At 71.7% G+C, this 19,715-nt stretch carries 22 protein-coding genes and 2 pseudogenes; 14 read left to right on the top strand and 10 right to left on the bottom strand.

The features are described from left to right. The first annotated feature begins 7 nt into the window (after positions 1-7). Together ABT186_RS07765 and sigJ are read left to right on the top strand one after the other, a co-directional pair. Positions 8-751 carry a PIG-L deacetylase family protein gene (locus ABT186_RS07765; RefSeq protein WP_351231268.1) on the top strand — a complete coding sequence of 248 codons (744 nt, stop codon included), beginning with the start codon at positions 8-10 and terminating at the stop codon, positions 749-751. 150 nt (positions 752-901) lie between these two features. After that, entirely contained in the window at positions 902-1,795 is an 894-nt protein-coding gene (gene sigJ, locus ABT186_RS07760) for an RNA polymerase sigma factor SigJ (protein WP_351231286.1), read from the top strand. A 7-nt stretch (positions 1,796-1,802) separates the two neighbouring features. On the opposite strand, the gene ABT186_RS07755 is transcribed toward sigJ, so the two are convergent. The 4 genes from ABT186_RS07755 to ABT186_RS07740 all read right to left on the bottom strand — a co-directional run bounded on the left by ABT186_RS07755 (position 1,803) and on the right by ABT186_RS07740 (position 3,704). Beyond that, positions 1,803-1,997 (bottom strand): DUF5999 family protein, encoded by a 195-nt coding sequence (locus ABT186_RS07755; RefSeq protein ID WP_351231270.1) that lies wholly within the window; start codon positions 1,995-1,997, stop codon positions 1,803-1,805. A 121-nt stretch (positions 1,998-2,118) separates the two neighbouring features. Beyond that, positions 2,119-2,583 carry an SRPBCC family protein gene (locus ABT186_RS07750; protein ID WP_351231272.1) on the bottom strand — a complete coding sequence of 155 codons (465 nt, stop codon included), beginning with the start codon at positions 2,581-2,583 and terminating at the stop codon, positions 2,119-2,121. A gap of 49 nt (positions 2,584-2,632) precedes the next feature. Beyond that, on the bottom strand, positions 2,633-3,205 hold the full coding sequence (locus ABT186_RS07745; RefSeq protein WP_351231274.1) for a TIGR03086 family metal-binding protein: 573 nt from the start codon (positions 3,203-3,205) through the stop codon (positions 2,633-2,635). A gap of 76 nt (positions 3,206-3,281) precedes the next feature. Further along, positions 3,282-3,704, bottom strand: a complete 423-nt coding sequence (locus ABT186_RS07740) for an SRPBCC family protein (protein WP_351924076.1) — start codon at positions 3,702-3,704, stop codon at positions 3,282-3,284. Positions 3,705-3,802: 98 nt separating this feature from the next. Here ABT186_RS07740 and ABT186_RS07735 point away from each other — a divergent pair, with 98 nt between their 5' ends. The 4 genes from ABT186_RS07735 (at position 3,803) to ABT186_RS07720 (ending at position 6,380) form a co-directional block, all read left to right on the top strand. Beyond that, entirely contained in the window at positions 3,803-4,141 is a 339-nt protein-coding gene (locus ABT186_RS07735) for an ArsR/SmtB family transcription factor (RefSeq protein WP_351231278.1), read from the top strand. Continuing rightward, on the top strand, positions 4,138-4,575 hold the full coding sequence (locus tag ABT186_RS07730) for an SRPBCC family protein (protein ID WP_351924074.1): 438 nt from the start codon (positions 4,138-4,140) through the stop codon (positions 4,573-4,575). The genes ABT186_RS07735 and ABT186_RS07730 overlap by 4 nt, the downstream gene beginning before the upstream one ends. 177 nt (positions 4,576-4,752) lie before the next feature. After that, positions 4,753-5,490, top strand: coding sequence for a flavodoxin family protein (locus ABT186_RS07725; RefSeq protein WP_351924072.1), 738 nt, complete (start codon positions 4,753-4,755; stop codon positions 5,488-5,490). Positions 5,491-5,549: 59 nt separating this feature from the next. Continuing rightward, complete coding sequence (locus tag ABT186_RS07720) at positions 5,550-6,380, top strand: pentapeptide repeat-containing protein (RefSeq protein ID WP_351924070.1); 831 nt, start codon at positions 5,550-5,552, stop codon at positions 6,378-6,380. On the opposite strand, the gene ABT186_RS07715 is transcribed toward ABT186_RS07720, so the two are convergent. Continuing rightward, positions 6,342-7,853 carry a cytochrome P450 gene (locus tag ABT186_RS07715; protein WP_351234665.1) on the bottom strand — a complete coding sequence of 504 codons (1,512 nt, stop codon included), beginning with the start codon at positions 7,851-7,853 and terminating at the stop codon, positions 6,342-6,344. The two genes, ABT186_RS07720 and ABT186_RS07715, sit on opposite strands and share 39 nt — an antisense overlap. A gap of 107 nt (positions 7,854-7,960) precedes the next feature. On the opposite strand from ABT186_RS07715, the gene ABT186_RS07710 reads away from it, so the two are divergent. Then, positions 7,961-8,569, top strand: coding sequence for a TetR/AcrR family transcriptional regulator (locus ABT186_RS07710; protein ID WP_351234663.1), 609 nt, complete (start codon positions 7,961-7,963; stop codon positions 8,567-8,569). A gap of 83 nt (positions 8,570-8,652) precedes the next feature. Beyond that, on the top strand, positions 8,653-9,378 hold the full coding sequence (locus ABT186_RS07705) for a DUF2470 domain-containing protein (RefSeq protein ID WP_351234661.1): 726 nt from the start codon (positions 8,653-8,655) through the stop codon (positions 9,376-9,378). On the opposite strand, the pseudogene ABT186_RS07700 reads toward ABT186_RS07705, so the two are convergent. The 3 genes and pseudogenes from ABT186_RS07700 to ABT186_RS07690 form a co-directional block, all read right to left on the bottom strand. Next, positions 9,346-10,556 (bottom strand): annotated as a pseudogene (locus ABT186_RS07700) (lactonase family protein). The gene ABT186_RS07705 and the pseudogene ABT186_RS07700 overlap by 33 nt on opposite strands. 108 nt (positions 10,557-10,664) lie before the next feature. Beyond that, complete coding sequence (locus ABT186_RS07695; RefSeq protein ID WP_351924068.1) at positions 10,665-11,699, bottom strand: hypothetical protein; 1,035 nt, start codon at positions 11,697-11,699, stop codon at positions 10,665-10,667. Positions 11,700-11,733: 34 nt separating this feature from the next. After that, a complete protein-coding gene (locus ABT186_RS07690) occupies positions 11,734-13,011 on the bottom strand; it encodes an FUSC family protein (RefSeq protein WP_351234657.1) in 1,278 nt (425 codons plus the stop codon). A 182-nt stretch (positions 13,012-13,193) separates the two neighbouring features. Between ABT186_RS07690 and ABT186_RS07685 the strand changes: the two genes are divergently transcribed. Beyond that, complete coding sequence (locus tag ABT186_RS07685; RefSeq protein ID WP_351924066.1) at positions 13,194-14,129, top strand: DUF3626 domain-containing protein; 936 nt, start codon at positions 13,194-13,196, stop codon at positions 14,127-14,129. A 22-nt stretch (positions 14,130-14,151) separates the two neighbouring features. On the opposite strand, the gene ABT186_RS07680 is transcribed toward ABT186_RS07685, so the two are convergent. Beyond that, complete coding sequence (locus ABT186_RS07680; protein WP_351924064.1) at positions 14,152-14,736, bottom strand: helix-turn-helix transcriptional regulator; 585 nt, start codon at positions 14,734-14,736, stop codon at positions 14,152-14,154. 17 nt (positions 14,737-14,753) lie between these two features. Here ABT186_RS07680 and ABT186_RS07675 point away from each other — a divergent pair, with 17 nt between their 5' ends. Continuing rightward, positions 14,754-15,017 carry a hypothetical protein gene (locus ABT186_RS07675; RefSeq protein ID WP_351234651.1) on the top strand — a complete coding sequence of 88 codons (264 nt, stop codon included), beginning with the start codon at positions 14,754-14,756 and terminating at the stop codon, positions 15,015-15,017. 112 nt (positions 15,018-15,129) lie between these two features. Here the strand turns inward: ABT186_RS07675 and ABT186_RS07670 are convergent, their stop codons facing one another. Continuing rightward, entirely contained in the window at positions 15,130-15,408 is a 279-nt protein-coding gene (locus ABT186_RS07670) for a hypothetical protein (protein ID WP_351234649.1), read from the bottom strand. A gap of 241 nt (positions 15,409-15,649) precedes the next feature. Here ABT186_RS07670 and ABT186_RS07665 point away from each other — a divergent pair, with 241 nt between their 5' ends. The 4 genes and pseudogenes from ABT186_RS07665 to ABT186_RS07650 all read left to right on the top strand — a co-directional run bounded on the left by ABT186_RS07665 (position 15,650) and on the right by ABT186_RS07650 (position 19,683). Further along, a complete protein-coding gene (locus ABT186_RS07665) occupies positions 15,650-15,844 on the top strand; it encodes a hypothetical protein (protein ID WP_351234647.1) in 195 nt (64 codons plus the stop codon). 12 nt (positions 15,845-15,856) lie between these two features. Then, positions 15,857-17,160: pseudogene (locus ABT186_RS07660) on the top strand (ferredoxin reductase domain-containing protein); the annotation flags it as partial. A 49-nt stretch (positions 17,161-17,209) separates the two neighbouring features. Then, on the top strand, positions 17,210-18,220 hold the full coding sequence (locus ABT186_RS07655; RefSeq protein WP_351924062.1) for a phosphotransferase family protein: 1,011 nt from the start codon (positions 17,210-17,212) through the stop codon (positions 18,218-18,220). A 173-nt stretch (positions 18,221-18,393) separates the two neighbouring features. Next, on the top strand, positions 18,394-19,683 hold the full coding sequence (locus ABT186_RS07650; RefSeq protein ID WP_351924060.1) for an ROK family transcriptional regulator: 1,290 nt from the start codon (positions 18,394-18,396) through the stop codon (positions 19,681-19,683). The last annotated feature ends 32 nt before the right edge of the window (positions 19,684-19,715 follow it).

Below are 19,715 nucleotides of genomic sequence, written 5' to 3'. Positions count from 1 at the left end.
TGCCGATATGACCGAGCCGCAGAACGACCAGCTCACGCCGATGCCCGACGACTGGCGGCGCGCCCTCGCCGTCGTCGCGCATCCCGACGACCTCGAGTACGGCTGCTCGGCGGCGATCGCCGGGTGGACCGACAGCGGTCGCGACATCGCGTACGTCCTCGCGACCCGTGGCGAGGCGGGGATCGACTCACTGGAGCCCGCCGAGTGCGGGCCCCTGCGCGAGCGGGAGCAGCGGGCGAGCGCGGCGGTGGTGGGCGTGTCGACGGTGGAGTTCCTCGACCACCCGGACGGCGTGATCGAGTACGGCATCGCACTGCGCCGGGACATTGCGGCCGCGATCCGCCGCCACCGACCCGAACTGGTCCTCACCCTCAACCACCGCGACACCTGGGGCGGCGTCGCCTGGAACACCCCGGACCATGTGGCCGTGGGGCGAGCCACGCTGGACGCGGTCGCGGACGCCGGCAACCGGTGGATCTTCCCGGAGCTCGCCGCACAGGGCCTGGAGCCCTGGAACGGCGTCCGCTGGGTCGCCGTCGCCGGTTCCGCGACGCCCACCCACGCCGTGGAGGCGGCACCGGGCCTGGAGCGCGCGGTGCGCTCCCTGCTGGAACACCGCACGTACATCGAGGCGTTGACCGACGAGGACCCGGAGACATACGTCCGGTCCTTCCTGACCGCGCACGCCGAGACCATGGGCAAGCGGTTCGGTGGCAAACCGGCAGTGGCTTTCGAGCTTTTCAGCCGTTAGCCGGTCACGGTTTCAACAGGGAGTGACGGCCGTGCTTGGATCGGTTCCGGTTCCGGTGCCGACGCAGACGGCTTTTCGAAACGGGGATGGATGAAGGACGGGCAGTTGGGCGACGTGGAACCGGGCGAAGAGAAACCGGACGGCGGGAAACTGGACGGCGAGGAACTGCTGGCACACCGTTTCCAGGAACATCGCGGGCATCTCAGAGCCGTCGCCTACCGGATGCTCGGTTCCCTGAGCGAGGCGGACGACGCAGTGCAGGAAGCCTGGCTGAGACTGAGCCGCTCGGACGTGACCGAGGTGAAGAACCTCGCCGGCTGGCTCACCACCGTCGTCGGCCGGATCTGCCTCGACATGCTGCGCTCCCGTACCGCGCGGCGTGAGGAACCGATGGCCGACACCTTCGTCCCCGACCCGGTCGTCAGCCCTCTGGAGCGCATCGATCCCGAACAGGAGGTGCTGCTCGCCGACTCGGTGGGGCTCGCCCTCCTCGTCGTGCTGGAGACGCTGGAGCCCGCCGAGCGGCTCGCCTTTGTGCTGCACGACATGTTCGCGGTGCCCTTCGACGACATCGCGCCCGTCGTCGGGCGCACGTCCGCGGCGACCCGGCAGCTCGCCAGCCGCGCCCGCCGCCGGGTGCAGGGCGCGGGTCCGGCGCCCGATCCGGATCTCGGGCGGCAGCGCGAGGTGGTGGAGGCGTTCCTCGCGGCCTCACGCGGCGGCGACTTCGAGGCCCTGGTCGCCGTCCTCGACCCGGACGTCGTGCTGCGGGCCGACTCCGGCGCCCTGGTCACCGGCATGGCCGCGTCCAAGGCACTGCGCGGCGCCAGGGCGGTGGCGGAATCGGCGTTCATGTTCCGGCAGTTCGCGCAGTACGCACGGCTTGCCCTGGTCAACGGTGCGATCGGAGTCGTCACGGCGCCCGAGGGCCGGCCGATGTCGGTCACGGGCGTCACTGTCGCGGGCGGCAGGATCGTCGGCATGTACATCCTGTCGGACCCCGAGCGGCTCGAGGGGCTCGACCTCACGGCACTGGAGAACTGACCAGGCGTCAGACGGCGGTGCGCTCCGTCACCCCCAGCGGAGCCACCGCCCGTCCGTCCGGCAGCAGTTCGCCGGTGTCGTCGAAGACGATGGTGCCGTTGCAGAGCAGATTCCAGCCCTGCTCGGGGTGGGCGGAGACGATGACCGCCGCATCGTGGTCGGAACGGTCGGCCGGCGGGCACGGGGGCCAGTGCGTGCACATGACGTCTCTCCAGGGTCGTACGACGTGTACTTCCGTGGTAGCGGAGTTTGTTTTCGTACGGATGAGAGGACCCCCACAGGGCGGGAAACTCAGAGGTGAGCTTTCCCGGACAGGGCACTGGTCACGATGGCGTGGCCCGCCGCGGCTCCGGCAGCCGGCGCTCCAGGTCGCGCAGGTCCTTGCCGATGGACGAGCGGACCTTTCTCGCCATGACGGGCGCGGCCAGGCGGTAGAAGCGGCCGGCATCGCCCCGGACCCGGATGCGGGCATGGGTGCCCTGGGGGTGAGCGGCGAAGGTGTACGTGACGTGCATGGGCATCGGGCCCGCCACGGACACCATGTCCAGTAGGTCCGGAGGATCGTACGCCGCGACGCGCAGCACATAGTCGATGCGCTTGCCGAGGAAGTGCGCCGTGCGGGTGACCTCGGCGCCGACACCGAAGCCGCCCTCGTCCGCCTCCCGGGTGAGCTCCGCCGTGCGGATTCCCTGGGTCCACTCGGGATCATGGCGCCAGTCCATGGCGTACGCGGCCACCTGCTCGGGCGGCAGCCTGATCACGCGCTCTGCCGTCTCGTCGATCGTCATACCGGTTCCTCGATCCTGCCGCCCGGGGACTTCCTTCGCCGCCAACCGCTCAGTCGCCCCGCTCAGGATTCCTCCCGCTGGTGCCGAGCGCACGGTGGAAGGCGGGGGCATCGGCGGACACGGTCACGGGCGCGCCATAGGCACCGGTGGCCCGGGCCTGCTCGGCGATCTGCTCGACGACGCCCAGTGTGACCCGTGCGGTCTCCTCGTCGAGGGTGAACGGCCGGCCGATGGCGCAGGCCAGGTCCCAGCCGTGCAGGGCGAGTTCCTGCAGAGTGATCCCGGCCGCGAAGGCGGCGGGCATCTCTCCAGGTCCGAACTCGGTGGCTCCCTCGTAGGCCGCCGGGTCGGCCCAGGCCGCTGCGACGAGGGCGGCGGACTCGGCGACGGCCGCCGGTGAGATCGCCGGCGTGACGCCGTCGTCGGTCTGCGGCTCCTTGCGGGCGGCCCGCGAGGACGACGACAGGGTCCTTCCCAAGTGGTCGAGGAGTTCGGCGACGGTGAACTTCTCGCACGGGGTGCGGTCGCCGAGCTGCTCGGTGCGGATGTCGGCGGCCGTCGCCGCGACGGCATCGGCACATTCCCGGATGGCGGGGTGCAGCGTGCTGTGCTGGGTGTTCATCGGTTGTCTCTTTCGGAGGCGCCGGTCGGCCCGGCGGGGGTCGGTATGGGGCATGGGGCCGGATGCCGGCAGGGAGTCAGCACGTGAAGAAGGGCGCCGGCTCACCCGTCTCGGCGTAGGCCTTGAGCTGGACGAACTTCGTCGCCCAGCCGTAGGTGAAGTCCCGGTAGGCGTCGTCGACCGCGGGGAAGCCGCTGTGGGTGAAGCGCAGGGTGACGCCGCCCTCGCTGTGGGGCAGCACCTCGTAGGTCTGGACGGTGCCGGTCCAGGGACCGTTCTCACCGGCCAGGACGAGCAGCTTGCCGGCCTCCGCCTCGGTGACGCGCAGTCGCCACGGCACCGGCACACCCGGGAAGCCCAGCTCGTGCACGCCGTCCACTCCCTGGCCGGCGGTGGCGGTCGTGGTGAACCAGCTGTGGATGCCTTCGGCCGTGGAGATCGCCTCGTACACGGTGTCCGCGTCGGCCTCGATGTGCAGTTGCATCGCAATGTCAGCCATGACGTGTGCTCCTTCTCAGGTCGCTGCGCTTCACTTTAGTAGACACTAAAATGACTCGGCCTCGATAGCAAGCTGTAGCAGCGGCTAAAATGACATTCATGGATGCGGTGCGGGCGGTGGCAGAACCCCGACGGCGCGAGATTCTGCGCCTGGTCTGGGATGCGGAGTTGTCCGCGGGGGAGATCGCCGAGCGGTTCGACGTCACCTTCGGGGCCGTCTCCCAGCACCTCAAGGTGCTGAGGGACTCGGGCCTGGTTACGCTGCGCCAGGAAGGCAAGAAGCGCTTCTACCGCGCAGACCGCGAAGCCATGGGCCCGCTCGCCGACTATCTGCAGTCCATGTGGGCGGCCAAGCTGGACACGCTGGCCGAGCTGGCGGAGGCGGCCGAGCGGGCGGAGCGGGAACGGCCTGGAGACTCCGAAGGGGCGAGCCCTTGAACGCGAACGTGGTCACCGTGGAACGGCTCATCGCCGCCCGGCCCGAGACGGTGTTCTCCTTCTTCACCGACCGGGACAAGTGGCTGTCCTGGATGGGCAAGGACGGCGAGTTCAGCTTCCAGCCCGGGGGCGCCTATCGGACGACCGGCAACGGCGAGAACGTCGCGCAGGGCCACTTCGTCGAGGTCGACCCGCCCAAGAGGCTGGTCTTCACCTGGGGCTGGGCGGAGGGCGGGATGGACCTGCAACCCGGCTCGACCACCGTCGAGATCACCCTCGAACAGGTCGCCGATGGCACCCTGCTGCGCCTGGTCCACCGAGGCCTGCCCTCTCCGGAGGCCTGCGCGGCGCACGAGGAGGGCTGGACGCACTATGTGGGACGGCTCGCCACGGTGGCGGCGGGCGGCGACCCGGGACCCGACGACTGGATGTGAGAGGGCGGGCCCGTCGGACCGGCGCCCGCGCTCGGCCACGGCCTGCAGGGCTCGTTTCCATCCCGACGCCGGCGCCATTCGGATGTACTGCTGTGGCGGGAGCCGTGACCGGACCGCACGATGGACGCCGATGCGCCGCCGTGACCGGCACGGCGGCGGGCTCCCCGGGAGGACCGTGTGACCGCTTCGTCGCCCGCCACCGACTCACCGCCCGCCCACTACGACGACCTGCGTGCCCTGGTGATCAACTGCACCCTCAAGCGGTCGCCTGAGCGGAGCAACACCGAGGGACTGATCGACCGCAGCATCGGCATCATGCGCGGCCAGGGCGTTCACGTCGACGTCCTGCGCGCCGTCGACCACGACATCGCCACCGGTGTCTGGCCCGACATGACGGAGCACGGCTGGGAGACGGACGCCTGGCCGGAGTTGTACCAGCAGGTCCTGGCGGCCGACATCCTTGTGCTGGCCGGACCCATCTGGCTCGGCGACAACAGCTCCGTGATGAAGCGGGTGATCGAACGCCTCTATGCCTGCTCCAGCCTGCTCAACGAGGGCGGTCAGTACGCCTACTACGGACGCGTCGGCGGCTGCCTGATCACCGGCAACGAGGACGGCGTCAAGCACTGTGCCATGAACGTCCTCTACAGCCTGCAGCACCTGGGGTACACCATCCCTCCCCAGGCGGACGCCGGATGGATCGGCGAGGCGGGCCCCGGACCGTCCTATCTCGACCCCGGCTCGGGCGGTCCGGAGAACGACTTCACCAACCGCAACACCACCTTCATGACCTGGAACCTGCTCCATCTGGCCCGGGCGCTGAAGGACCTGGGCGGCATCCCGGCCTACGGCAACCAGCGCACCGCCTGGGACGCCGGCTGCCGCCGCGACTACGAGAACCCCGAGCACCGCTAGGTCCTGTCGTCGACATAAGGGTTTCCTCGGCGATACCCCAGGTCATTAGGGTGGACGTCATGCACACCACCCCCGCCGACCGCTCCGACCTGCGCGCCGACTGCGGCAACTGCTTCGCCCTGTGCTGCGTCGCGCTGCCCTTCGCCCGCTCGGCGGACTTCGCGATCGACAAGGACGCCGGCACACCGTGCCGGAACCTTCAGGACGACTTCCGCTGCGGTGTCCACACCGAGCTGCGGCCGCGCGGCTTCTCCGGCTGCACGGTCTACGACTGCTTCGGCGCCGGACAGAAGGTCTCCCAGGTCACCTTCGGCGGACAGGACTGGCGGTCGGGCGGCCGGGAGCACGCCCGGCGGATGTTCGACGTGTTCCCCGTCGTCCGCCAACTCCACGAATTGCTGTGGTACTTGACCGAGGCGCTGAGCCTGCCCGCGGCCCGCCCGGTCCACGCCGACCTCCGGCGCATGCTGGAGAAGACCGAGGCGCTCACCCTTCGGACTTTCCAAGAACTGGGGGAGCTGGACGTGGGCGCTCACCGGCAGGAGGTGAATGTGCTGCTCCTGCGCGCCAGCGAGCTCGTCCGGTCGGGGGCCGGCCGCCGTGCCAAGGACCGCCGGGGCGCCGACTTGATCGGCGCCCGCCTGAAGGGCGCCGACCTGCGGGGCGCCAGCCTGCGCGGCGCCTACCTCATAGCCGCCGACCTCACGGGTGCCGATCTGCGCGGTGCGGATCTGATCGGCGCCGACCTGCGCGACGCGGACCTCACCGACGCCAATCTGACCGGTGCCTTCTTCCTGACCCAGCCCCAGATCAACGCGGCCCGGGGCAGCACGGGTACCAGGCTCCCGGCCTCAGTCACGCGCCCCGGTCACTGGGCACCGCAGCTCTGACAACGCCTCGGCGCCGGCCTCCGGAGTACGCGGCCCGGCGACCCGGCGGTCGAGGTGCAGCCGCAGCCCCTCCGGCATCAGCGTGAGCCGCTCCACCACCCGCAGCCGGTAGCCGGGGTCCGGCCGCAGCTCGTAGCGGCGCAGCAGCAGGCCCAGGACCAGCGTCGCCTCGTGCAGCGCGAACTGCCGCCCGATGCAGGCCCGCGCCCCCGTCCCGAACGGCTTGAAGGTGTGCGCGGGCCGGGCCCGTACCGCCTGTGCGTCGAACCGGTCCGGATCGAAGCGCTCCGCGTCCGTACCCCACACCTCCGGATCCCGGTGCAGCATCGAGGTCAGCACCAGCGTCCAGGCGCCCTGGCGCATCGGATGGTCGCCGTCCAGGACGGTGTCGTGCCGCGCCTCGCGGGCGAAGGCCGGTGCGGTCGGCCACAGACGCAGGGACTCGTCGAGGACCCGGCGGACGTACCGCAGTCTGGCGACCTGCTCGTAGCCGGGCCGTGCGGTGTCTGCCCAGACCCGGTCCACCTCCTCCCGGGCCTGCGCGGCGACGTCGGGGTGGCGGGAGAGGTAGTGCAGGGCGAAGGAGAGCGCGCCCGAGGTCGTCTCGTGCCCGGCGACCAGGAACGTGATGACCTGACGCCGGACGTTCTCGGACGCGAGCCGCTCCCCGGTCACCGGGTGCGCGGTCTCCAGCATCCGGTCGAGCAGGTCGCCCTCGCCGCGGGCGGCGCGCCGGGCCCGTACGACCTCGTCGACCGTGCGGTTGAGGTACGCCATGTCCGCCTCGTTGCGCCGGGTGGCGCTGCGCAGCAGCAGGGGAGTGAGCGGCCCGGGGACGACGTTGCGCCGCTGGGCGTACGTCAGCGTGCCGACCATCGCGGTGACGAAGGGGTGCGGCCGGGAGCGCTCGAAGGAACCGAAGTCATGGCCGAAGCCGGTGCGCGCGATCGTCTCCAGCGTCAGCTTGGTCATGTCGCCGGGCACGTCGACGGCGCGGCCCGCCGCCTGCTCCGTGTCCCAGCGGTCCATCAGCCGTTCGGCCACGTCCAGCATCATCGGGTGGTAGCCCGCCATGGCCTCGCGGCTGAAGCCTGGCGCCAGGACGTCGTGCGCCAGCTGCCAGTTGGGCTCGTGGTTGTACGCCGTGAACAGCCCGTCCCCTGCCACCGGCCGCAGATTGGCGACCCCGAGGCCCACATGCTTGGCGAACCGCGACTCGTCGGCGAGATCGGCCGCGAGCCGCCCGCCCCCCACGAACACGATCTCCCGGCTGAAGAACCTCCGCCGGAAGATCGGCCCGAGCAGACGTCCATAGCGCATCGAGTCCTGCACCGGCCGACGGCGGTCGGCGCCGAGTACATCGCCCACGAGCGGGATCCGGTGCGGCGGGTGCGGAATGCGGTCCAGCTCCGGCCAGCCCAGCTCCGCGCCGCGGAAGCCCCTGGGAATTGCGGTCGCCGTCGTCTCCGCCATGACGCCATCTCCCTCGATGCACCGGCAGGTCGAGCATGTTGTACGTGGGTTCAATAACGTGTTCAGTGTGGTCCCGCTGTTGAACCGGCGTCAAGTAGAGTGCGGCCATGGCCGCGAATCACGGGGAGCGCACACGCCGCCGCCTCAGCACCGAGGAGCGCAGGGAGCAGCTCCTGTCGGTCGGGGCGCGGCTGTTCTCGGAGAATCCGTACGACGACGTGTGGATCGAGCAGGTCGCCGAGATCGCCGGTGTCTCGCGCGGGCTGCTGTACCACTACTTCCCGACCAAGCGGGACTTCTTCGCGGCGGTGGTGGAGCGGGAGAGCGAGCGGATGCTGCGGATGACCGCGGCCGTTCCGGGAGTTCCGGTGCGCGAGCAGCTCTCCGCCGGTCTCGATGTCTTTCTGTCCTACGTCGAGGAGCACGCCCACGGCTTCCGCGCCTTCCATCGTGCCGACGCGGCAGGGGACCAGGCCGTGCGGAAGGTCTACCAGCGGGCGCTGGCGGCGCAGGAGCGGCAGATCCTGGCGGCGCTCGCGGTGGATCCCGAGTTCGGACCGGCCTCTCGGGAGCGGCCGGACCTGGGGATGGCCGTCCGCGGCTGGCTGGCCTTCACCACGGCCGTGTGTCTGGAGTGGCTCAGGGGCGCCGACCTGTCCCGGGAGCAGGTGCGCGACCTGTGCGCCCGTGCGCTGTTGGGAGTCATCACGCCCTGACGGGGCCCGTCAGGACCCGGGCCTGGTTGGCGTGCGCCCCGATCTCCGATAAGTTAGGCAAGGCTTACCTAAGGAGGTTGGGGATGGGTGACCGTCACACCTGGACGGCCGCGCCCGCCGCGGCGGAACGCGCCCGCTCGGTGCTGGCCGCCGCATGGTCCTGCGCGGTGACCGCGGAGGGCGGCCGGGAGGAGTTCGTCGGTGCGCACACCGTCACCGCGGACGGCCGGGTGCTCCTGCACCTGCCCGAGGACAGCGCGTTGCGCACCGCCGCGATCTGCGCACCGCGCGGAGAGCCGTCCGCGGTGCTGGAGTTCGCCGACGTCGCGCCCGTTCCCGTACGGTCCCGGATCCGCGCCCGGCTCTGGCTCGCCGGATGGTTCGTGTCCGAGGAGGGGCATCTGGCGTTCCGGCCGACGCGCGTGGCGCTGCGCCGGGCCAATGGCGTGGTCGTCGTCGATCCCGACGAGTACGCGGTCGCCGAGCCCGACCCGCTCGCCACGGCCGAGGCCCGGTTGCTCACCCACCTCGCCGACGCCCACCCGGACGCCGTCGAGCGCCTGACCCGGCTGGTCGACCCCGACAGCCTGCAGGGTGCCGTACGCGTGCGGCCGCTCTCCGTCGACCGCCACGGGCTGACGCTGCGCATCGAGCGGGCCCGCAGCCACGGCGACGCACGCCTCACGTTCCACAAGCCCGCCGACGACGTGGCGCAGCTGACCGAACGCATGCACGTTCTGCTCGCGCAGGCCGCTCGGGCCGCCTGCCCCCGTGCGCTACAACGGCAGCGCACAGACGGCGACGGGTGAGGCGAACGGCTCGCCCGCGAGCCGGAGCTCACCGCTGACGCGGTCGACACGGAAGACGCTGACCGTGCCCGACCGCTGGTTCGCCGCGAACAGCAGCCCGCCGTCCGGGGAGAGAGCGATGTGACGCGGGAAGTCCCCGCCGGCCGGCACGGTGTCCAGCAGTAGCAGCCGGGCGCCGCCGGCCCCGACCGCGTACCGGGTCAGGCTGTTGTGGCCGCGGTTGGCCAGATACGCGAATGATCCGTCCGCCGTCACCACGAACTGCGCAGGACAACTCCTGCCCCGTCCGTGCCCGTGGACTGCGGTTCTCCCGGGGTCAGGCGCCCGGTCGCCGGGTCGTAGGCGCAGACGACCGCCGTGTTGTCGACCTCGTTCGCCAGATAGGCGAAGCGCCCGCCGGGGTGGAACGTGAGGTGGCGTGGCCCCGCGCCCGGCCGTGTGTGTGCCTGGGAGACCTCGGTGAGCGGGCCCTTGGACGGGTCGAGGCGGTAGGTGTAGACGGTGTCTGTACCCAGGTCCACGGCGAGGACATGGCCGCCGTCGGGGCTGGTGATGAACTGGTGGGCGTGCGGCCCTTCCTGGCCCGGCCCGGGCGGCGGACTGGAGTGCGTGACGAGATCGGTGCGCTCGCCGAGCGCGCCTGTGGGCTCGATGCGATGCACGGCCACGCTGCCCGAGAGGTAGTCGGCGGCGAGCAGCCACTGCCCGCTCGGGTGCACCGACAGATGACAGGGGCCCGCGCCGCCGGTGCTGCGGCTGCCGAGGATCTCGTATCCGGGCAGGCGCACGGCAGTCACCCCGCCGTCCTGCCGCTCATTTACGACGTAGAGCGTGCGCCCGTCGGGATGCACCGCGAGGTACGACGGATCGGCGACGCCCGTCACCGCCCCCGTGCCGTTGATCCGGCCCCACTTCCGGTCGTACGTCGCCAGGCCGATGCCCTGGCCGCCGCCCTCGACGGAGGTGTACGTGCCGAGAAACAGCGGCCGGGCCCCGGAGGGACGGCTCGGGGGCGAAGGCGTTTCGGCCGGAGTCTGCCACGGCTCGGCCGGCGCCTGCCCGGGCGCCGCGGGCGCCGGGATCGTCGTCACCGCGGCGGCGGCCGTGGCGGCGCCGAGGAAACGGCGTCTGCTCCAGCCGCCGAGCGAACCCCGCGCTGGTTCCGCACCCTTGTCCATGCCCGCACCCCAGGAGTCGGTGGCCTCAGCTGTGACAGCCACCATCGCGTGTACCGGCCGCCAAGTGCAAGGTGGACAACGGGCGTTGCATTGTGTGCAACGCATCGGCTACCAGTCGCCGTCCTCGACCGGCTTGCCGGGTGCGTCACCGAGTGGCTTCACCTGGTGCGGCGAGGGCTGCTGCCACGGCTCGTGGTCATCGCCCAGCCAGTCACCGACCGGCTTGACCTGCCCCAGCGGGTCCGTGGGGGCGAGGTCCTCGCCGACCTTGTCGTAGTAGTCGAACCACGGCAGTCCGGCCTTCGTGTACGCCGCGCGGTCCACGGGGGACGGCGGAGGCGCCTCGCCCGTGATGCGGCGCCACTCCGGGGGCGTCACAAGATGAACGAACACCCGCCCGGCCGGCTCCTCGGCCCAGCTCCCGGCCGGCCAGTCGTCCTTGTAGACCTCCTGGCGCATCGAACCGCCGACGCCCAGACCCATGGCGGGGGCGCTGCGCGGGGGACCGCCCGGGGCCGCGGCCATGGCAGGAGCGGCGGGTGCGGCACCCGGGGCCGGCGGAGCGCCCCCGTAGAGTCCCGTGACCCCGCGGGCCCGCTCCCGCTTGCGCCGCTCCTCCTCCCGCCACCTGACGAGGCGCGCTTCCTCGAGAGGGAAGGTCTGGAGCTGGATGCCGCCCCACACCTCCTCCCCGGTGACCTGACCCTCGACGGTGGCCCCGAGACCGAGCGGCACCGCCACGAACTGGCGGACCGTCCCCTTGCCCGAGTTGATCCCGTCCAGCCACGGCTGGCGCGGCAGCACCACATAGTTCTGCGGACTGCGGCTGAGACGGGCGCTCCAGGGCTTCCCGGAGACCGCACACACCTTGCCCACGCCCACCTGCAGCGCGGCCGGCTCCGACGCGCCGAAGCTCAGCCACATGGCCTCGCGCAGATACACCGGCAGCATCACGCCGCCGCGCGCCCGCCACTCGGCGGGCGCCGTCTGCGCGTAGTCCTCCACCCGGCGGACCGGGAACTCGCCCAGTCCCGGCGGCAGTGCGTGCGTCCCCGTCTCCGGCAGCCGCAACGTCCGCATGAAACGCACCCGTACACCCCCCGGCAGCAGCAGTGCGTTCCCGTCGATGCGCACCTTGCCCATGCGCCCGCCCCTTTCCCCGTCCGGTCGTTCGTCGTCACTTAGAACGACGAGGCCGAGCGGGACGGTTCCGGCCCGGGAGGAAACCGCGCAGCCGGGCGAGCCGAGGGTCGCGCATACGGTCCCGCAGCCGGGTGAGACGCGGATTGCGCTCGCGCTGCTCCCGGGTGCAGCGGTCCAGTTCCTCCAGCAGACGACGGGTGCGGTGTTCCGTGTCCAGCTCGTCCAGGATGCGGTTGACCTCGGTCAGCACGGCGCCGTGGAACTGCCATTGACGGGTGTCCCGTTGCACCTCCTCCAGCAGCAGCTGGGCCAGCTTGTCACGAGTCGCGCCCGCCGTCGCCAGCTCCTCGGCGAGCCGGGTCTCCGCCGACTCGGCGCTACGGCTGACGTCGGTGGTGACGAGCACCGCGAAACTGACCACGGCATCACCGATCTCCGACAGCAGCCGCTCCAGCGCAGCTCCGATCTCCGGCTCGAACAGCGCCTCCGGTTCGCGCTCCTTCGCCAGGTCGGCGAGGGTACGGGAGATCACCCGCAACACCACCGTGACGATCTCCAGTGTGTCGAGTCCGGTACGCAGCACGATCCGGTGGAGCAGGCCCTCGCGGACCCGGGGGTTGAGCTTGAGGCTGTCCTCGGCCTGCCGCAGGGCCGCATCCACCTCGACGATGTCGTGGTCGAGCCGACGTGCCTCCTGCAGCCGGGCCGTCGCCTGTGTGGCGGGTGTACGGCCCGAGGCCTCCTCACCGACGCGCAGCATCAGCTGCCGCATGCGGCGCGCGAGCCCCTCGATGGACTCGCCGGCGGCTTCCACCCACACCGGGGGAGCGAAGAACAGATTGGTGCCGAGCCCGACCACCGCGCCGATGACGGTCTCCAGAACCCGGGCCCAGGCCGTACTGCCCACCTGGGTCACCCCGAGGACCAGCATGGCGCTGATCGCCACCTCGGGAACGTACTCGCTGACACGTACGAGGTGCCCGACGGCCAGTGAGGCCAGGATGATCAGGGCCAGGCTCCACCAGGTCAGGCCGACCAGGACGCTGAAGCCGATGGCGATGACGACGCCGGCCACGACGGAGTTCACCCGGCGCACACTGTTGGTGATCGTCGCGTAGAGCGTCACCTGGACGACGAGGAGGGCCGTCAGCGGCGCCGTGAGCGGAGCCGGTTCAGGACTGACGCGTACGGCGATCACGTACGCGATGGTCGCAGCGGCCGTCGAACGCACCGCCTGGACGACCTCGGGCACCTGGCGCCACTTCTCGATCTTGGCGGAGGCCTTCGCCCACGCATCACGCACATCTTGCATCGCTAGGGCCTTTCCCGTTCCGCACAGGCATCGAACGTACGCATAAGGGACAGCAACCTCGCGTGAGCCTTGCCGGGGGCAAAGTACAGCACCCTCATCGGGTACGCCCCCGATGATCGAGCAGTGGACAAAAGAGTTGCGGACCTCCTTCTCCCCGAGTGATCTTTCGTGGGGGAGGGCCAATGGATTTCGCATGGGGAGGGAAAGCCGCAACGCCGGCCGACCGCGCCCTGCGCCATGTCGCCGACCGCTCCTCGGGACCCCGGGTGAGCCGGGATCTGCGGCTGACGCTCAACTTCCACCCCGACCGGCTCGTGGGCGGGCGGCCCATACTGGAAGCACTGGCCGCGGACGGCACGTACCACTCGCAGTTCGTCACGGGTACCAGCAACGGCGGCCTCACCGCGCACCCCGGCGGCGACCGCCGGCGCTGGGAGAGCCGGATCTTCGGCGGGGCGTACGACTCCGCGCCCGCCTACGAGCGGCCGGTGTACGGCGCGCTGAACTTCCGTGGCCAAGTGGTCGGCGCGGCACCGCGGTTCGGCTCCTCGCACTTTCGGCTGACCGCCGAAGCGCTGGAGCGGGCCACGTTCTGCTATCCGGACAGCGCGGCCGAACCCGCCCACTTCGGGGTGGCCGCCGGAATGAACCTCATCGAACTCGCCGAGGCAGACGACCAGGACGCCCTCAACGATTACATCGAGGCCCAGGTGCACGGCCCCGTCGTCCTGGAGCGGGACATGGAGGCACTGGTCCTGGACGCGAGCTACCGCGGCACCCTGGTCGAGGCCGCCGCCCGCCGGCTCCCGTGCCCCGTCGAATGGCACCCCGGATACCGGCTGTCCGTCGCCGAGTTGCGCCGTCACGCGGACTACCGCGGCCCGGAGTACGTCGAGTTGGGTGCGTGCATAGCGGAGAACGGGCACCTCGACCCGCGGATCATCGGCGATGCCGCGCGCACGGGCCGCCACGAACTGCAGGACCTGAAGATGGTGTGGCACTGCCTGGCACGCTTCGGGGCGCCCGAGGGCGCGGGGACGGCTCGGGCGTTGCGAGCGTCGGAATCCATGCCCGACCGAGCCGACGGGTACGGCAGGGTGCCGCGGCGGCAGCATTGATTCCGCAGAGTGACGCGGCGGCTCAGCAGCCGGCCGCCTCCGGCGGCCACACCCCCGGAGTGAGCACGCCCAACGCGTAGGCGCGGGCGACCAGTTCCGTGTGGTTGGCCGCGCCCCAGCGCGCGGACAGGCGCCGTAGACGGTAGGTGACGCCATCGACGGAGAGGCCCGTCTCCTGTGCGGTGCGGGCAGTGTCCGCACCCCCGGCCGGCAGGGCCAGGATGCGGGCCTCGGCGGGGCCGGCCGACGTGGCCGCGGCCGAGGCGTCCGGCGCGGGGCACTCGCCGAGCACGCGCACCAGGACCAGCAGCGCGGGCGTCGCCTCGACCGAGTCGCTCACCGGCTCCGCGGTCAGCTCGCCGTGACGCCGCACGCCGTCCGCCGCGTCCCAGCGTACGGACACCGGATAGCGCGAACGGTGCCGCAGCCGCAGCGCATGGGCGATCCGCTCGATCTGGGTCGGCTCCTGCGGCCGGAACCGGTCCAGTACGTTCTGCCCCCGCAGACTGCCAGGGCAGTTGCCCGGTGTGAACAGCTCCGGCCGCCGTCCCCCCGACGCACGGCCGCCATCGGCGTGCCGGACGGCGAAATCGCATTGAATGCTCATCGCATGACCGGCAGTCGGTGACGGCACCGCGGGAGGGGCAACTGCGTCAGGGCGACGACGGCGAGGTCGAGCGCACGGCAGGCGACGACCGCCCCGCGGCCGAGATCGCCGCCGACATCGTGGGAGCCGATCCGGCGCGGGTCGAGGGCGACGGCGAGACTCCTGCGGATACGGACGAACGGTTCACGGACTTCGTCACGACCGTCCGCGGAACCTGGCTGCGGGGGGACCGGGCCCGTCTGACCTCGTCCGGCCCGGTGGGCAGCTCCCGGTTCGTCTGAGGGACAGGCGGGCTCGGGGTGGGTGTCGGACCCGTATCCGGGAGCGGCAGTGGCGGGACACGACGGTGTGGGAGACCGGGTGGGGAGTGCTGCCCGAGCTTCGCGACGCGACCTAGGCGCCCTCCGCCGGCGAGTCCGCCTGTTCCCTCACCTCCGCTTCGACCTCGCTGCGGGGCCTGCCATGTTCCTTCGCGTGTTCGGTGATCTCGGCCTGAAGGTCGCGGGCCAGGTCCCGCCAGGCGCGAAACGCGGTCTCGTACAGGTCGGACTGCTGCTTGGTCCACGGGGTGACGGTGGGCGGGCCGTACATCTCGCGCAGCTCGGCGGCCTTCGCCTGCGCATCGTCCGCCGCACGCTGCATCTCCACGATTTCTTCAAAGGTCTTCGCCACGACCGGATATTAGGCGGGCATTCGGGGGCCGGGATCCGCGACCCGCTCGACAAACGAGGAGATCGACCGGTCGGCCCTGGAGCACACGTCGCCCTGCGCGGGCGCGGACCTTGCGCACCCCGGCCTGCTTGGCAAGCCCCGGTGCGGGGTTTCGACTGCAGAATCATGTAGTCCCGGGGCGTGGACCGCCCGGGGGCGGCGATCAAGCTGGAAGCAGTACTCCCCGTACCGCGAAAGGCAGTTGTCGCGCCATGCCCCCACCGCGCACCCTCAGACCACCGGCACTCAGCACGGCGTCCCCGTCGTCGACATCTCCGACGTCGGCCCCGGCCGGACCCCGATCCAGCAGGCCATGGAGCTCATGCGCGGGCACGGGCCGGGCTGGTGCGTCGGCGGTACGGGCGGGACGTCGTGTTCGTGGGTGATCCGGACCTGAAGCCCGAGGGCTACACGCATCGACGAGCGCCTCGCCACGCTGGGCGGCACCCGTTTGCTGGACCGCGAGGCAGCCGACGCCTCCGGTGACCTCGGCGGCAGGGTCCGCGCCTTCACCGGGCGGCCGCGCACCGCCCTCCTGGAGCGCTACGGGGACCGGGACGCCACCGTCGGCACCGAGGAACCCGCGCGGGCGTACGAGGTCCGGACCCTCATCGGCGGCCCGCTGGACGCGCTCGCCGAACGGCACGAGCCGGCCCCGATGGCGGTCACGGAGGCGTACGACCTGACCGCCCCCGGCCACCCGCGGCTCAAGCGGTTCGTGCGTCTCGCGCTGCCCGAAGGCACGCCTTACCGCACCGGCGACCATGTCACCGTGCTCCCCGTCAACGACAAGGCACTCGTCGAACGTGCCGCCACCGCGCTGGGCGTGGACCTGGACACCGTCCTGGACATCCGCGCCGCACGCCCGCGCCGCGACGGCCTCGCGGTCGACGGGCCTTTGACGGTACGTCAACTCATCACCCACCACGTCGAATTGCAGGAACGTCCGACCGGCGGCCAACTGGCCGTGCTCGCCGCCGCCAATCCGTGCCCGCCCGAACGCAGGCAACTCGCCACCCTCGCCGACGATCCGCGCACCCTCGTCGAGGTGATCGAGGCATACCTCGCCCTGCGCGGCGCCCTTGACTGGCCGACGCTTCTCGATCTCCTCACCCCCTGCGCCCGCGCCACTACTCCGTTTCCTCGTCGTCCGTGACGGACCCCGGGCACATCGATCTCATGGTCTCGCTGCTGCAGCCCCCGGCCCGCTCCGGGAACGCCACGTACCGGGGCGTCGGATCCGGGCACCTCGCCACCCTCCAGCGCGGCGACACCGTCCTGGCCCGGATCCGGCCCTTCCGCGGCGCCATCGCGGACCGCGTACAGGCGCTGGCGGAGGGCGCCCACCCGGCCCCGGCCGTCTGCTACTTCGGCGGCGACGCACCGGACGCGGACTTCCTGCACGCCGAGGAACTGCGCGCCGCCGAGGCCGTCGGCGCCGTCTCGCTGCGCCCCGCGTTCAGCGCAACGCCCGTCGACGGCGTCTCCTTCGTCCAGCACCGCATCGCCGCCGAGGCCGACGAGGTGTGGCGGTTGCTCGACGCCGTAGCCCGTGTCCATGTGTGCGGCGACGGCTCCCGCATGGCCCCCGGCGTCCGCGCGGCCTTCCGGGCGCTGCACGGTGAGCGCTCGCCGGGCGGGGACTACGAGCAGTGGCTGAACGAGCTGATCGTGTCCGGCCGTTATACCGAGGATGTGTACGCGGCCGGCTGAGGGGGCCGGGGGCTCAAGTGTGAAAAGTTGCACGTCGTCCGGGACCCACATGGCAGAGTGGGCCCCGGCGACGACAGGGGGCGGGGTGGACGGCAAGGAGCGGGCACGACGTGCGCTCGACGCGGCGGGCCTGCCCGCCGACGCGCTCACCGACTGCCGGCCCCTGGGCGGGGGTACGTACAACACGGTCGAGGAACTGCGCCTGGCCGACGGCAGCCGGTATGTACTGAAGATCCCGCCGCCGCGCACCGCTCCCGGGCTCGCCCACGAACGCGACCTCCTGATCGGGGAGGCGCGGTTCTGCCGCGCGGCGGCCTCGGTCGGGGTGCCGGCGCCGGGGGCGGTCGGACCGGAGACCGCGCCCCCGAACGGTCACCTGCTGCTGACGTACTGCCCCGGGATCTCCGCGTGGGGCGACCTCGACCGCGCCGAGCGCGCCCGTCTACGGCGCGAACTGGGCGGCCATGTGGCCCGCCTCCACACGGTGAACGGCCCCGGCTTCGGCTACCCCTCCGGCGCGCTCGGACCTCTGGCCGCCGACTGGCGCACCGCCTTCACCACGATGTACGACGCGCTTCTCGCCGACGCCCGCCGCTTCCACGCCTGGCTGCCCCGCCCCGTGGACGACATCGCCCGCACGGCCGGAACCGCGTACGACACCCTCGAGGAGGTCGCCGTCCCGCGGCTGATCCACTTCGACCTGTGGGACGGGAACATCCTGGTGGACCGGACGGCGCAGGAGGCACGCATCGGCGGCCTGATCGACGGCGAGCGCATGTTCTGGGGCGACCCCCTCGCCGACTTCGTCTCACTCGCCCTGCTCGGCGACATCAGGGACGATGCCGACTTCCTCGCGGGCTATCGAGAGGCAGGTGGTGAGGTCGAGTTCACCCCCGCCGCCCGCCGTCGGCTCGGCCTCTACCGAAGCTACCTCTATCTGATCATGCTCATCGAGGTGGTGCCCCGCACAGCCGGCGACGACCATGTCACCTGGGTGCGCGAGGCGGTGTCCCCGCAGCTGGAGGCCGCCCTCGACGAACTCACCGAAGGTCACTTCTAGGCCGTAAGCAGGCCGCGACCGGGGCGTGCCGCGCACCCGTCTGCCGCCCAGGACCCTCATCCCTTAAATTAGGGTTTGATTTAAGCGCCCGGAGGGCGAGAGGAAACGCGCGTCCGGGCACGATGCGGCGGTGTCGGTATCGTGCAGGTTCGGGCAGGGGCGGAAGGAGCGGCATGGCGGGGCGGAACGGGCGCACGGTGCGCGACCTGCGCCGGGGCAATCGCGCCGAGGTGTTGCGGCGGCTGTACTTCGGCGGTCCGATGAGCCGCTTCGAGCTGGGGCCGGTGACCGGTCTCAGCTCCGGCTCCATCAGCAACGTGGTCGCCGAACTGGTCGCCGACGGCCTGGTGGAGGAGGCCGGCAGCGTCGACTCCGACGGCGGCCGCCCGCGCACGCTGCTGCGCGTCGCGCCCGCCGGCGGCCACATGATCGGCGTAGACGTCGGCGAGACACGCGTCCGCGTCGAGCTGTTCGATCTGGCCCTCACCGAACTCGCCCGCACCGAACGCCCGTTGGAGCACCAGCGGTACGACGTCGAGGTCATCGTCGGGCATATCCGCGACGGCATCGCAGAGGTCCTGGCTGCCACGGAACTCGCCCCCGAACGGCTGCTCGGCGTCGGCATCGGCGTACCCGGCATCGTGGCCCGCACCCCCGACCGGGGCGCGGTCGTGCACGGCCAGACCATCGGCTGGGACGCCGTCCCGCTCGAGTCCCTGCTCCGCTCCACGTGCCGGCTCCCCGACTCGGTCCCGTACTTCATCGACAACGGCGCGAAGACCCTGGGCCAGGCCGAGATGTGGTTCGGTGCCGGACGCGGCGCCCACACCGCGGTCGTGATCCTCTTCGGCTCCGGTGTCGGCGCCTGCCTGGTCACCGAGGAGGTGAGCAGCGGCCGGGCCGTGGAGTGGGGTCATCTGACCGTACGGGTCAGGGGACGCCGGTGCCGCTGCGGAGCTCTCGGCTGCCTGGAGGCGTACGCCGGTGCGGAGGCCCTCCTCGACCGGTGGCGCGAGCAGGGTGGGCGGCCCCCCGAGAACACCGACGAGGAGACCGCGCTGACCGCCCTGCTGGCCGCGGCGTACCCGCCGGAGGGCACCCAGGCCGACCCGGTCGCGCTGGGCGTCCTGGAGGAGACCGCCGAGTACCTGGGCGCGGGGCTGTCCGACCTGATCAACCTGTTCCAGCCCGAGCGAATCCTGATCGGCGGCTGGGCGGGGCTGCAGCTCGGCTCCCGGTTCCTGCCCGAGGTACGTCGGCATGCCACGGCGTACGCCCTGCGCTATCCGGCCGAGCGGGTCTCGATCGACCTGGGCAAGCTCGGCCCGGATGCCGTGACGGTGGGCGCGGCGATCCTGCCCCTCGCCGACTTCTTCGCCCGCGGCGGCCGCAGGCCGGAACCCGCCCGGAAGGGGCGGCCGCCCGCATGGCAGACGGCACTGGAGGAACGGGCGCCGCGCTGACCGGGGCGCGCTGCCTCGCTGGGCTGCCGCCC

The sequence above is a fragment of the Streptomyces sp. NPDC001634 genome (genome assembly GCF_040298185.1).
In the GTDB taxonomy this organism is placed as follows: domain Bacteria; phylum Actinomycetota; class Actinomycetes; order Streptomycetales; family Streptomycetaceae; genus Streptomyces.
This window is presented reverse-complemented; position numbering and strand designations above follow the sequence as displayed.

What these genes read in the sequence shown, in the direction of transcription:
- ABT186_RS07765 (WP_351231268.1), top strand. Translation starts at nt 8, where the DNA reads ATGACCGAGCCGCAGAACGACCAGCTCACGCCGATGCCCGACGACTGG.
- ABT186_RS07755 (WP_351231270.1), bottom strand. Translation starts at nt 1,997, where the DNA reads ATGTGCACGCACTGGCCCCCGTGCCCGCCGGCCGACCGTTCCGACCAC.
- ABT186_RS07750 (WP_351231272.1), bottom strand. Translation starts at nt 2,583, where the DNA reads ATGACGATCGACGAGACGGCAGAGCGCGTGATCAGGCTGCCGCCCGAG.
- ABT186_RS07745 (WP_351231274.1), bottom strand. Translation starts at nt 3,205, where the DNA reads ATGAACACCCAGCACAGCACGCTGCACCCCGCCATCCGGGAATGTGCC.
- ABT186_RS07740 (WP_351924076.1), bottom strand. Translation starts at nt 3,704, where the DNA reads ATGGCTGACATTGCGATGCAACTGCACATCGAGGCCGACGCGGACACC.
- ABT186_RS07735 (WP_351231278.1), top strand. Translation starts at nt 3,803, where the DNA reads ATGGATGCGGTGCGGGCGGTGGCAGAACCCCGACGGCGCGAGATTCTG.
- ABT186_RS07720 (WP_351924070.1), top strand. Translation starts at nt 5,550, where the DNA reads ATGCACACCACCCCCGCCGACCGCTCCGACCTGCGCGCCGACTGCGGC.
- ABT186_RS07715 (WP_351234665.1), bottom strand. Translation starts at nt 7,853, where the DNA reads ATGGCGGAGACGACGGCGACCGCAATTCCCAGGGGCTTCCGCGGCGCG.
- ABT186_RS07710 (WP_351234663.1), top strand. Translation starts at nt 7,961, where the DNA reads ATGGCCGCGAATCACGGGGAGCGCACACGCCGCCGCCTCAGCACCGAG.
- ABT186_RS07705 (WP_351234661.1), top strand. Translation starts at nt 8,653, where the DNA reads ATGGGTGACCGTCACACCTGGACGGCCGCGCCCGCCGCGGCGGAACGC.
- ABT186_RS07695 (WP_351924068.1), bottom strand. Translation starts at nt 11,699, where the DNA reads ATGGGCAAGGTGCGCATCGACGGGAACGCACTGCTGCTGCCGGGGGGT.
- ABT186_RS07690 (WP_351234657.1), bottom strand. Translation starts at nt 13,011, where the DNA reads ATGCAAGATGTGCGTGATGCGTGGGCGAAGGCCTCCGCCAAGATCGAG.
- ABT186_RS07685 (WP_351924066.1), top strand. Translation starts at nt 13,194, where the DNA reads ATGGATTTCGCATGGGGAGGGAAAGCCGCAACGCCGGCCGACCGCGCC.
- ABT186_RS07680 (WP_351924064.1), bottom strand. Translation starts at nt 14,736, where the DNA reads ATGAGCATTCAATGCGATTTCGCCGTCCGGCACGCCGATGGCGGCCGT.
- ABT186_RS07655 (WP_351924062.1), top strand. Translation starts at nt 17,210, where the DNA reads ATGGCAGAGTGGGCCCCGGCGACGACAGGGGGCGGGGTGGACGGCAAG.
- ABT186_RS07650 (WP_351924060.1), top strand. Translation starts at nt 18,394, where the DNA reads ATGGCGGGGCGGAACGGGCGCACGGTGCGCGACCTGCGCCGGGGCAAT.